We start from the raw sequence: 11,840 nt of genomic DNA, 5'->3' as shown, positions 1-11,840 counted from the left end.
TGAACTCCCTTTGGCGACTCTCGGGCGGTCATTGTGATGGACCCGTTCGCGATGCGGGCCGTTCTTCCATAACCCCAACAACAATGGAGAAGACCATGATAGACGCCTCGACAATCAAGGAACATCTCGAAGTCGTTGGCTCGGACGGCGGGCACGTCGGTCGTGTAGACCATGTGATGGGCGACCAGATCGAGCTGGCCAAGATGGATCTCGGTTCTGGCCTGAAGCACCACATGATCCCTGTCAGTTGGGTCGATCACGTCGATGAACACGTTCACCTGAGCATGACCAAGGATGAAGCCAAGGCGCGCTGGGTCGTAAAACACTAGCGCCGCCTTACCGCGAATTCACCCGGGCCCTGCTGTCATAGGCGGGGCCTTTCGCCATATCAGGGAAGTCGCGCAGCTTCGCGCACGGAGAGACGACCTTGATCCGACTGATCCTGAACCTGCTGTGGTTCTTCCTGGGCGGCTTCGCCTCGGGCCTGGCCTGGCTGTTCGGCGGGCTGTTGCTGGCCCTGACGGTCGTGGGCCTGCCGTGGGCCTTCTCGGCCTGGCGGATCGCCAGCTATTCCTTCTGGCCGTTCGGACGTGAGATCGTCTGGCGCGAGCCGAATCCCGCCGATCTGGGCGTCGGCTGCCTGGGCGTCGGGCTGAACGTCATCTGGCTGGTGCTGGCGGGATGGTACATCGCCCTGGCCCATATCCTGATCGCTGTGCCGCAGTTCGTCAGCCTGATCGGCATCCCGTTTGCGCTGAAGAATGTCGAACTGGCCAAGCTGTCGCTGGCGCCGGTGGGGCGGGCGATCCGCAACCGATAGGCCAAACAGAAACGGCGGCGAGATCGCTCTCGCCACCGTCGCTATTCTGATTGTCGAGGCGATCAGCCCGGCGAGATCATCTTCTCGGGGCGGACGGCTTCGTCGAACTCGGCGTCGGTCAGGTAGCCGCCGCCGACGGTTTCCTGACGCAGGGTGGTGCCGTTCTTGTGGGCGGTCTTGGCGATCTTGGCGCACGTGTCGTAGCCCAGCTTGCCGTTCAGGGCGGTGACCAGCATCAGCGAGTTGTTCAGACCGCGCTCGATATTGTCCTCACGCGCTTCGATGCCGACGACGCAGTTGTCGGTGAAGCTGATGGCCGCGTCGGCGACCAGACGGACCGACTGCAGGAAGTTGTAGGCCATGACCGGGTTGTAGACGTTCAGCTCGAAGTGGCCTTGCGAGCCGGCGAACGACAGGGCGGCGTTGTTGCCGAACACCTGGGCGCAGACCTGGGTCAGGGCTTCGCACTGGGTCGGGTTGACCTTGCCCGGCATGATCGACGAACCGGGCTCGTTTTCCGGCAGGGCCAGTTCGCCCAGACCTGAACGCGGGCCGGAGCCCAGGAAGCGGATGTCGTTGGCGATCTTGAACAGCGAGGCGGCGACCGTGTTGATCGCGCCGTGGCTGAAGACCATGGCGTCGTGGGCGGCCAGGGCCTCGAACTTGTTCGGGGCGGTCGTGAAAGCCAGGCCGGTGATGCCGGCGATCTGTTCAGCGACCTTTTCAGCGAAGCCGACGGGCGCGTTCAGGCCCGTGCCGACGGCGGTGCCGCCCTGGGCCAGTTCCATCAGCTTGGGCAGGGTCTGCTCGATGCGCTCGATGCCATTGGCGACCTGTTGCGCATAGCCGCCGAACTCCTGACCCAGCGTCAAAGGCGTGGCGTCCTGGGTGTGGGTGCGGCCGATCTTGATGATGTGCGCCCAGGCCTTGGACTTGGCGTCCAGGGCGGCGTGCAGGTGCTTCAGCGCGGGCAGCAGGTCGTTGACCACCTGCTCGGCGCAGGCGACGTGCATGGCCGTCGGATAGGTGTCGTTCGACGACTGGCTCATGTTGACGTGGTCGTTGGGGTGGACCGGCTTCTTGGAGCCCATTTCGCCGCCCAACATCTCGATGGCGCGGTTCGAGATCACCTCGTTGGCGTTCATGTTCGACTGGGTGCCAGAACCCGTCTGCCAGACGACCAGCGGGAAGTGGTCGTTCAGCTTGCCTTCGATCACTTCATTGGCGGCGGCGATGATGGCGTCGGCCAGTTTGGCGTCCAGCTTGCCCAGATCGCGGTTGGTCTCGGCGGCGGCGCGCTTGACGATGCCCAGGGCGCGCACGACCGGCAGCGGCATCTTTTCCCAGCCGATCTTGAAGTTGCCGAGCGAGCGCTGCGCCTGCGCCCCCCAGTATCGGTCGGCCGCGACCTCGATCGGGCCGAAGGTGTCGGTTTCAATGCGGACGTTGCTCATCGCAGGCTCGTTCTCAGACGTGGCGGGAAGATGCCGGGCGGTGTAGCACGCAGACACGGCGGGGCAAGGCGGCCCGACCATTAGCTAAGGGAGCAAGGCGCGGGTGGAAGGCTGGATTGGCACGGGAAAGGTGCGTGGACGCGAGGTCGGCGACACGGTGGAAATCACCATCGACGGCCTGACCACCCAGGCCAAATACTACAAGCCGCTGGCCTATGAGTTCTTCCGCAAGGAATGGAGCGCACGTCCGGCTTGGGGCGACTACACGGTCGAGATCCTGATGGAGCACGTCGGCGACGCCCCGTGGATGGACCTCGACAACCTGGCCAAGGCCTTGCTGGACGCCATCAAGGGTTATCTGTTCCACGATGATAGCCAGGTTGCGCGTCTACTGGTCGAACGAAACGAAGGCGAACGCGAACGGATCACGATCCGGGTGTTCCCGAGGAAGTAGGCCTCGGTCCGCGTCGGCTGCAGGGTTGCCGAAGCTTAACTTGTAGGGCCGCTCGCCGCCGCTCCCGTCGAGATCCTTTCAAGGGAGATGGCCGATGCGTAGCCTTGCCGCTGTCCTGCTGTTGCTGTCCGCGTCGCCCGCCCGGGCCGAGTCACAGACCTGGGTTCTCTCCGTCGATCGGTGGGGCAATGCTGAACGCAGCACCCTGACGCTCGACGGGGAAGGCGCCGCGCTATCGGGTCGGTTGAACGACCTGCCGGTCGAGGGGCGGCGAGAGGGGGACAGGCTTGTCTTCACCGCTACCGGCGCTGAAGGCGATCACCATCGCTTCGAGGCCTCGCAGGCGGGCAAGGTGCTGTCCGGCTGGGCCGACTACCCGGACACCAACACGCCCGACGCGCGGGCCAGGCACGCTTTCACCGCGCAACGGCTGGAGCTTACCGCCGGTCCGCAAAGCCGCACCTATGACCCCGACACCTTCTCCAACGCCTTCACGGCGGAGCGGTCGCCGGTCATGGTGATCCGGCCCGGCGATGTCATCGCCACCCGCACGATCGATTCCGGCGGAGTGGACGAGCATGGCCGCACGGTGGCCCTCTACGGCAATCCCCAGACGGGACCCTTCTTCATCGCCGGGGCCAATCCCGGCGACGTCCTGGCTATCCACATCAGGAAACTGGCGCTGAACCGGGACTATGCCTACAGCCTAGACGGCTTCACCAGCAGCGCGATGCCGTTGAGGCTGGCCGCGCGGTCCACAGAGCTGGGCCAGCGGGTGCGGTGGCGACTGGACCGCACCGCCGGGACGGCTCGGCTGGAAAATCCGCCCGCCGGGTTGAAGGACTATGTGGTTCCGGCGCGGCCGATGCTGGGCGGCGTCGGGGTGGCGCCAGACTTCGGTTTCGCGCCTTTCTCAGCCGGCGACACGGGGCGCTTGGCGGCAATATGGACTTCAACCAGATCGGGCAGGGGGCGACCCTGTACCTCCCGGTCTATCAGCCGGGTGCCTTGCTGTTCCTGGGAGACGGGCACGCGCTTCAGGGGGACGGCGAGACGACTCAATGGGCGCTCGAAACCTCGCTGGACGTGGAGTTCAGCGTGGAGGTTCTGCCGGCCCGACCGCTTTCCGGCCCGCGTGTCGAAACCCCCGAGGCCATCACGGTCATTGGCCAGTCCAGTTCGCTGGATGAGGCTGTGCGCGCCGCGACTGGCTCCATGGTCCAGTGGCTGGAGCAGGACTACGGCCTCAGCGTTTCGGAGGCGTCCCTCATCCTGGGTACAGCCGCGGAATAACGGGTCGCGACCCTGGCCGGGCGCAATGCGGGGATGGCGCTAAGCCTCGACAAGGCGCGTCTGCGGGACCTGCCCAAAAAGCCTTGAGCCCCCGCTGCTCTCATGAACATGCGCAAACAAAAAGGCCGGGGCGTGAACCCCGGCCTTGTCCATTTCAGCCTTTGGCCGTCGATCAGCCGCGCTGTTCGATCGGCACGTAGTCGCGTTGCGTCGGGCCGGTGTAGAGTTGACGCGGGCGACCGATCTTCTGGGTCGGGTCCGACATCATTTCCTGCCACTGCGAGATCCAGCCGACAGTACGGGCCAAGGCGAACAGGACGGTGAACATGGTGGTCGGGAAGCCCATCGCCGACAGGGTGATGCCCGAATAGAAATCGACGTTCGGGAACAGCTTGCGCGAGGTGAAGTACTCGTCCGACAGGGCGACCTTCTCCAGTTCCTTGGCGACCTGGAACAGCGGATCGTTCTCGCGGCCCGTGGCGGCCAGAACTTCATAGGCCGACTGCTGCATGACCTTGGCGCGCGGATCGTAGTTCTTGTACACGCGGTGGCCGAAGCCCATCAGCTTGTAGCGCTTGTCTTTAACGCCTTGAATGAACTCAGGAATACGGTCCGGCGTACCAATTTCCTTGAGCATGTTCAGCGCTTCTTCGTTGGCGCCGCCGTGCGACGGGCCCCACAGGCAGGCGATGCCGGCGGCGATACAGGCGAACGGGTTGGCGCCCGACGAACCGGCCAGACGGACGGTCGAGGTCGAGGCGTTCTGCTCGTGGTCGGCGTGCAGGGTGAAGATGCGGTCCATGGCGCGAACCAGGGCCGGGTCGACCACATAGTCCTCGGCCGGAACGGCGAAGCACATACGCAGGAAGTTTTCGGCGTACGACAGGTCGTTGCGCGGCGAGATGAAGGGCTGGCCGACGTGGTACTTGTAGGCGCGGGCGGCGATCGTCGGCATCTTGGCGATCAGGCGGATGGCCGAGATGTCGCGCTGCACCGGATCATGGATGTCCAGGCTGTCGTGATAGAAGGCCGACAGGGCGCCGACGGTGCCCACCATGATGGACATGGGGTGGGCGTCGCGACGGAAGCCTTCGAAGAAGCGGTCGAACTGGGCGTGCAGCATGGTGTGCCGCGTGACGCTCTGCTCGAACTTCTCATACTGGGCGGCGGTCGGCAGTTCACCGTGCAGCAGCAGATGGCAGACTTCGAGGAAGTTGGACTTCGAGGCCAGTTGGTCGATCGGATAGCCGCGGTGCAGCAGAACGCCTTCGTCGCCGTCGATGAAGGTCAGGGCGCTTTCGCAAGCCGCCGTCGAGGTGAAGCCGGGGTCAAAGGTGAAGGCGCCGGTCGCGCCGTACAGCTTGCGGATGTCGATGACGTCCGGTCCGGTCGAACCCGCGAGAACGGGAAGTTCGACGTTCTTGTCGCCGTAGGTGAAGGTCGCCGTACCGGCGGGTTTCGCTTGTTCAGTCATCTAGGCCCCTTATTTTTCTTCCGGCCGGGCGCGGGGAGGCGTCCAGCCTGCATGGTTATGGGTGATCACTTAGTCTGTTGCAGCGCATCATCCAAGCGCCCCAGACCTTCGTCGCGTCCGAGGGCGGCAAGAATTTTCGCAATGTCCGGCGACACCGACCCGCCGGTCAGAGCGCCGCGCATGGAAGGCCCAATTTTTCCGAAGCCTACGCCTTCTTCCTCGGCAAAGGCCTTAAGCTCGGCTTCGAGGGCGAAAACGTCCCAGCTCTGGAAAAGACGGAGTCGTTCACGGAGTCGTGAAATTCGTTCACCACCTTCGCCGGTCAGCAGCCCCCGGGTTTTCTCGTCCAGAGCGAGGGGGCGGGCCTTCAGCACGAACTCCGTCTGAGCGGCCAGTTCCACGATGGTCTTGGCGCGGTCCTTGACGAAGGGCATGGCGCGCAGCAGGCGAGCCTCATCGTCGGGCTGCAGGGCGCGACCCTTGGACAGGTGCGCGTCCAGCGTCAGCTTGGCCAAGCGGTCATCCTCGGCCAGACGGATCCAGTGGGCGTTGACATGGGTCAGCTTGTCGAAGTCGAGGCGGGCGGGCGCCTTGCCGATACCCGGCAGGTCGAACCACTCGATCGCCTGTTCGTCGCTGAACAACTCGTGGTCGCCGTGGGCCCAGCCCAGACGCGCCAGATAGTTGCGCATGGCCTCGGGCAGATAGCCCATCTCGGCGTACTCGTGCACCGCCTGGGCGCCGTGGCGCTTGGACAGCTTGGCGCCGTCGGGGCCGTGGATCAGCGGGATGTGGGCGAAGGTCGGCCGGGTCCAGCCAAGCGCGTCATAGATGAGGCTCTGGCGGGCGGCGTTGTTCAGGTGATCGTCGCCGCGAATGACATGGGTCACGCCCATGTCGTGGTCGTCCACCACCACGGCCAGGTTATAGGTCGGGGCGCCGTCCGAGCGGACGATGACCAGATCGTCCAGCGACGAGGATTCCCAGCGCACGCTGCCTTGCACCGCGTCATCGACCACGACGGCCTGATCCAGCGGCCGGCGGAATCGGATGGTGGAGGGCTTGGCCAGGTCGTCGACGCTGGGTTCACGATCGCGCCAGGGCGAGACGAAGTCGCGCCCCTCGGCCTTGGCCTGATCGCGCAGGGCGTTGGTTTCTTCGGCGGTCAGGAAGTCGCGATAGGCGTGGCCCGAGGCCAGAAGTTGCTCGGCGACTTCGCGGTGGCGGTTGGCTCGGGCGAACTGGAAGACCGGTTCCTCGTCGCCGAACAACTCCAACCAGGACAGGCCGTCGAAGATGGCCTTCACGGCGTCGTCGGTCGAACGCTCGCGGTCCGTGTCCTCGACGCGGATCAGGAACTTCCCGCCGCGGCTCTTGGCGTACAGCCAGTTGAATAACGCGGTTCTCGCCCCGCCGATATGCAGGTAGCCTGTGGGCGAGGGGGCGAAGCGGGTGACGACAGTCGAGGAGGGGGAGGTCATAAACAAGGGGTCCGTTGCGGAGGCCCTTATACGCCCGCGCGCGCCAAAGCGAAGCCTTGCCTTAAGGGTTCTTGACGGGATGCGCGCCGAGGTCGCGGACCAGACGGATCGGTGGCGGTTGTGGGCCCCGATCTTCTTCGGCGGCGGATGCGCGGCCTATTTCGCGCTGAGAAGCGAGCCGGCGGCGTGGCCGCTGATGGTAGCGGCGGTGCTGACCGGCGGGGCCTGGCTGGCGGGCCGGCGGTTCGGGTTGGCGCGCCGTTGGACCTTGGCCTTGCTCATGCTGGCCTGCCTGTGCGGCGGGGCGGCGGTGGCCAAGCTACGGACCGAGGCGGTCAGCGGGCCGATTGCGCCAGCCTTGGCCGAACCGACTGTGCTCGAGGCCTGGGTCATCGATGTCGACAGTCCCGGCGAGCGCGGCGCGCGAATCGTCGTGGCACCGGTGCGGATCAGAGGGCTGGCGCCCGAGGCGACGCCGGTGCGGCTGCGGGCCACGGTGCCGGGCGAGCCGCCGGCGCCGGGGGTGCCCGTGCGGCTCTACGGCATCCTGAATCCGCCGCCCGCGCCAGCCAGCCCGGGGGCCTATGACTTCGGCCGCAACGCCTATTTTCAGGGGATGGGCGGTACGCTGTTCGCCTTGGGCCAGACACGACCGACGGTTCTGCCCGAGCCGCCGTGGCGGGTGCGGCTGGCGATGAAGATCAATGCGGCGCGCTACGCCTTGGCGCAGCGGATCGTGGCGCGGCTGGGCGAGCGGACCGGCGGGATCGCCGCCGCCATGACCACGGGGCACGAGACCTGGATCGGGCGCGAGGATCTGGACGCCATGCGCGATTCCGGACTGGCGCATATCCTGTCGATCTCGGGCCTGCACATGGCCATCGTCGGGGGCTTTGTCTTCTTCGGGGTTCGGCTGGGCATGGCGGCCTGGCCGTGGCTGGCGCTGCGGGTGTCGGGGAAGAAGGTGGCGGCGGTCGCGGGGCTGATCGCGGTCGGGACCTATCTGATGGTGTCAGGCGCGCCGCCGCCGGCCGAGCGCGCGGCGATCACGGCCTCCATCGCCTTTGTCGCCATCCTGCTGGATCGGCAGGCTGTGACCATGCACGCCCTGGCGGTCGCGGCCTTCGCCATGCAGCATTTCAACCGCACCGCCGTCTATGGCCTGATCGCCAACCTCGGCACAGCGCCGATCGCGGACTTCATCCTGATGCCGGCGCTGGCTCTGGGGGCGGTGCTGGAGCCGTTGGGGCTGGGCGCGCCATTCCTGTGGCTGGCGGGCAAGGGCGTCGATCTGATGTTGGCCATCGGCCACTGGACGGCAGGCCTGCCGGGGGCGGTTCAGACCATTGCCATCGCCCCGGCGGCGGCTCTGCCGGTCGCCTTTCTGGGTATCCTGTTCATCTGCCTTTGGCGGGGGCGGCTGCGCTGGCTGGGCCTGCCGCTGGCGGCGGCGGTGCTGATCTGGCCGCGCCCGGCGGCGCCCGATCTGTGGATCGGCGACGGGGGGACCAATGCGGCCTGGCGTCAGGCGGAGGCGGCGGTCGTGGTGCGGCCCGGCGTGCGACAGTTCGCGGCGGACCTGTGGTCAAGGCGGCGTGGACTGAAACTGACACCAAGGCCGGAGGCGGGCTGGACCTGCAAGCGGTCCTTCTGCGCGCCGGAAACGGCCGGGTCGGGACCGATCGCCCTGTGGTGGGGCAAGAAGCCGCCGTCGGCGGAGCAATTGGACCTGATGTGCCGGTCGGCGTCGGTTGTCAGCAGCCGCGCCGAGTTGGCGTCATTGCCAGCCTCATGCGCCGGAAGGCTGGTGCTGGACGGCGTGGACTATGCGCGCGGGGGCTCGGTGGAGCTGTGGCGCGTCGGCGCGGGCTGGAAGGCGGTGTGGGCGGCTGACGTGAGGGGACAGAGGCCCTGGACGCGTCAGGCCGATCCCGACTTCAGTGATAGCGGCGGATAAGGCCGACCAGCTTGCCCTGAACCGCAACCTGATCCGAGCCGTAGATCTTGGTCTCGTAGTTGCGGTTGGCGGGCTCCAGGGCGATGGAGGCGCCCTTCTTGCGCAGGCGCTTCAGCGTCGCCTGCTCGCCTTCGACCAAGGCCACGACGATCTCGCCGGACGAGGCGTCTGCGGTCGATTTGATGATGACCATGTCGCCGTTGAGGATGCCCGCCTCGATCATCGAGTCGCCCTCGATCTCGAGCAGATAGTGTTCGCCCGCGCCCAGCATGGCTTCCGGCACCGGATAGCGGGCGGTTTCATGCTCGATGGCGTCGATGGGGGTGCCCGCCGCGATCTTGCCCATCAGGGCCAGTTCGCGGCTGTCGTTAGCCGGTTCAGCCGCTTTGGGTCGACCGCCGCCCTCGATCACGCCGGGCTTGAAGCCGGCATGGCCGCGCGGCGCGCCTGCCGTGGCCTGTTCCGGCAGCTTGGTCACTTCCAGCGCGCGGGCGCGGTGGGCCAGACGGCGGATGAAGCCGCGTTCCTCCAGCGCCGTGATCAGCCGGTGGATGCCCGACTTGGACGCCAGATCCAGCGCCTCCTTCATCTCATCGAAGGAGGGCGAGACGCCCGTTTCCTGAATCCGTTCGTGGATGAACATCAGGAGTTCGTGCTGCTTCTTGGTGAGCATGGGCGCAAGGCTTCCAGAACAAGGCGTGAACCGTTGTCGATGTTCTGTAAGTGTTCTTGCTGAATGTCAACTTAACAGCGTCGACCTACGCAGGTGGGGCGTAGCCGCCGTTTTTTAGGCGGGCCAAAAGAAGCTCATGCCACTCGTGGTCGAGGGATTCTGCGAGCAAGTCCCAGCAGGGCCAGGCAGGTGACGATTCGATCGCGTGGAGAATGGTCCAGTTGAGTCCAAACGCCGTGTCGCCATTGGCTGGCAGTAGGGACATGAGGGCCTCGATGTCTGCCGCCGACAGAGGGGCGGCTAAACGATCGAGAATCGGCGTCGCCCGTTCGATAACAGAGAAATCCACCCCGTCATGTAGCGTCGGCGTAAGCGCTAGAAGATCGTGGACGGCATTCTGCATGATCGCTCAGCTCAGTAGCGCCCGCGTAGCCGCTTCCACATCGTCCTGACGCATCAGGCTTTCACCGACGAGGATGGCCTGGGCGTGGGCGTCGGCGACGCGCTGGACGTCGTCAGGGGTGAAGATGCCGCTTTCGGCCACCAGCAGGGCTTTCACCGGGCTCAGCATGGACAGGCGCTCGGTGGCGTCGAGGTCAACCTCGAAGGTGCGAAGGCTGCGGTTGTTGACGCCGACGAGGTCGCCGCCGAGCGCGCAGGCGCGGGCCATTTCGGCCTCGTCGTGGGTCTCGATCAGGGCGTCCATGCCGAAGCGCTCGGCCTCGGCCAGCAGGTCGGCGGCCAGGGCGTTATCGACCATGGCCAGGATGATCAGGATGCAGTCGGCGCCCAGGGCGCGGCTTTCGGCCACCTGCCAGGGATCGACCAGGAAGTCCTTGCGCAGGCAGGGCAGGGCGACCGCGTCGCGGGCGGCGGCCAGGAAGGCGTCGTCGCCCTGGAAGCTGGGGCCGTCGGTCAGCACCGACAGGCAGGTCGCGCCGCCGCGCTCATAGGCCTTGGCCAGCGCGGGCGGGTCGAAGTCGGCGCGGATCAGGCCCTTGGACGGGCTGGCCTTCTTGATCTCGGCGATCAGGGCGGGGCGGCCGGTTTCTTCGGCGACCCGTTCCAGAGCGGCGCGGAAGCCGCGCGGGGCCGAGGCCTGGGCGGCGAGTGCCTCGATGGCGTCCTGAGAGGTCGCAAGCTTGCGGGCGGCTACGTCGTCGCGCTTGTAGGCGGCGATCTTCGCCAGAACGTCGGTCATGCGGCCTCAGGGTCGATGGGGGTGTTGGTGACGCGCACCAGGGTTTCCAGCGCGCGGGCGGCGCGACCGTCGTCGATGACGGCGGCGGCCAGTTTGGCGCCTTCGCGCAGGTCGGCGGCGCGGTCGGCCACGACCAGGGCGGCGGCGGCGTTCAGCACGACGATGTCGCGATAGGGGCCGGGTTCACCCGCCAGCAGGGCCTTCAGGGCCGCCGCATTATACTCGGCGTCGCCGCCGCGCAGGTCGTCCAGCGTCGCCAGAGGCAGACCGGCGTCGGCTGGGGTGACGGTAAAGCGGCGGACGACGCCGTCCTTCCATTCGGCCACCTCGGTCGGGCCGGTCGTGGTCAGCTCGTCCAGACCCTGACCGTGAACGGTCCAGGCGCGGCGGGCGCCGAGACGGCCCAGAACCTCGGCCAGAGGCCCTAGCAGGGCGGGATCATAGACGCCCATGACCTGACGGTTCGCGTGCGCCGGATTACAAAGCGGCCCCAGAAGGTTGAAAACCGTGCGGAAACCGATCTCGGACCGCACCGGGCCGACGTGGCGCATGGCCCCGTGGTAGGTGGGGGCGAACAGGAAGGCGATGCCGGCCTGATCCAGGGCGCGAGCCTGTTGCGGGATGGTGGCGTCGAGGTTGACGCCCAACGCCGCCAGGACGTCGGACGAGCCGGATTTTGAGCTGATGGCGCGGTTGCCGTGCTTGGCGACCTTGAGCCCCGCGCCCGCCAGGACGAAGGCGGCGGCTGTCGAGACATTATAGGTGTGCTGGCCGTCGCCGCCGGTGCCGCAGGTGTCGATCACCTCGTCGAAGGGGTGGTCCAGCGACAGGGCCGCGTCGCGCATGGCGGTGGCGAAGGCGACGATCTCGTCCACCGTCTCGCCGCGGATGCGCAGGGCGGTGACGGCGGCGGCGACCTGTGAGGGGGTCGGTTCGCCGCGCAGACAGGCGGAGAAGAAGGCGTGGGCTTCTTCCGACGTCAGGACGCGCCCGTCCACCAGCTTGCCCAGCAGAGGCTTGAAACCGTCCATGG

Annotated in this window: 12 protein-coding genes; 5 read left to right on the top strand and 7 right to left on the bottom strand. The window is 66.6% G+C overall.

The window, feature by feature from the left end:
* Positions 1-95 precede the first annotated feature (95 nt).
* Together ACIQTU_RS08760 and ACIQTU_RS08755 are read left to right on the top strand one after the other, a co-directional pair.
* Entirely contained in the window at positions 96-329 is a 234-nt protein-coding gene (locus ACIQTU_RS08760) for a DUF2171 domain-containing protein (protein ID WP_400545377.1), read from the top strand.
* A gap of 98 nt (positions 330-427) precedes the next feature.
* On the top strand, positions 428-820 hold the full coding sequence (locus ACIQTU_RS08755; RefSeq protein ID WP_400545374.1) for a YccF domain-containing protein: 393 nt from the start codon (positions 428-430) through the stop codon (positions 818-820).
* Positions 821-882: 62 nt separating this feature from the next.
* Here ACIQTU_RS08755 and fumC read toward each other — a convergent pair whose 3' ends face one another.
* Positions 883-2,274, bottom strand: a complete 1,392-nt coding sequence (fumC, locus tag ACIQTU_RS08750; protein ID WP_400545371.1) for a class II fumarate hydratase — start codon at positions 2,272-2,274, stop codon at positions 883-885.
* A 103-nt stretch (positions 2,275-2,377) separates the two neighbouring features.
* Between fumC and ACIQTU_RS08745 the strand changes: the two genes are divergently transcribed.
* A complete protein-coding gene (locus ACIQTU_RS08745; protein WP_400545368.1) occupies positions 2,378-2,728 on the top strand; it encodes a RusA family crossover junction endodeoxyribonuclease in 351 nt (116 codons plus the stop codon).
* Positions 2,729-3,673: 945 nt separating this feature from the next.
* Positions 3,674-4,021, top strand: a complete 348-nt coding sequence (locus tag ACIQTU_RS08740) for an acetamidase/formamidase family protein (protein WP_400545365.1) — start codon at positions 3,674-3,676, stop codon at positions 4,019-4,021.
* Between the two features lie 172 nt (positions 4,022-4,193).
* Here ACIQTU_RS08740 and gltA read toward each other — a convergent pair whose 3' ends face one another.
* Both gltA and gltX read right to left on the bottom strand, forming a co-directional pair.
* Positions 4,194-5,495 carry a citrate synthase gene (gene gltA, locus ACIQTU_RS08735; RefSeq protein ID WP_400545362.1) on the bottom strand — a complete coding sequence of 434 codons (1,302 nt, stop codon included), beginning with the start codon at positions 5,493-5,495 and terminating at the stop codon, positions 4,194-4,196.
* 65 nt (positions 5,496-5,560) lie between these two features.
* Positions 5,561-6,976 (bottom strand): glutamate--tRNA ligase, encoded by a 1,416-nt coding sequence (gltX, locus tag ACIQTU_RS08730; protein ID WP_400545359.1) that lies wholly within the window; start codon positions 6,974-6,976, stop codon positions 5,561-5,563.
* A gap of 79 nt (positions 6,977-7,055) precedes the next feature.
* Between gltX and ACIQTU_RS08725 the strand changes: the two genes are divergently transcribed.
* Positions 7,056-8,933, top strand: a complete 1,878-nt coding sequence (locus ACIQTU_RS08725) for a ComEC/Rec2 family competence protein (RefSeq protein WP_400545356.1) — start codon at positions 7,056-7,058, stop codon at positions 8,931-8,933.
* Here the strand turns inward: ACIQTU_RS08725 and lexA are convergent.
* The 4 genes from lexA to trpD form a co-directional block, all read right to left on the bottom strand.
* A complete protein-coding gene (lexA, locus tag ACIQTU_RS08720) occupies positions 8,914-9,606 on the bottom strand; it encodes a transcriptional repressor LexA (protein ID WP_300202514.1) in 693 nt (230 codons plus the stop codon). The two genes, ACIQTU_RS08725 and lexA, sit on opposite strands and share 20 nt — an antisense overlap.
* An 85-nt stretch (positions 9,607-9,691) precedes the next feature.
* Positions 9,692-10,009 (bottom strand): hypothetical protein, encoded by a 318-nt coding sequence (locus tag ACIQTU_RS08715; RefSeq protein ID WP_400545352.1) that lies wholly within the window; start codon positions 10,007-10,009, stop codon positions 9,692-9,694.
* A 6-nt stretch (positions 10,010-10,015) separates the two neighbouring features.
* On the bottom strand, positions 10,016-10,807 hold the full coding sequence (gene trpC / locus ACIQTU_RS08710; protein WP_400545349.1) for an indole-3-glycerol phosphate synthase TrpC: 792 nt from the start codon (positions 10,805-10,807) through the stop codon (positions 10,016-10,018).
* Positions 10,804-11,838: an anthranilate phosphoribosyltransferase gene (trpD, locus tag ACIQTU_RS08705; protein ID WP_400545346.1), complete on the bottom strand. Its 1,035-nt coding sequence runs from the start codon at positions 11,836-11,838 to the stop codon at positions 10,804-10,806. Before trpD ends, trpC begins: the two co-directional genes overlap by 4 nt.
* Positions 11,839-11,840 lie beyond the last annotated feature (2 nt).

It is taken from the genome of Brevundimonas sp. NPDC090276 (genome assembly GCF_044772165.1).
Lineage (GTDB): Bacteria > Pseudomonadota > Alphaproteobacteria > Caulobacterales > Caulobacteraceae > Brevundimonas.
The sequence above is the reverse complement of the archived record's forward strand: the minus strand, read 5'-3'. Positions and strand labels throughout refer to the sequence as shown.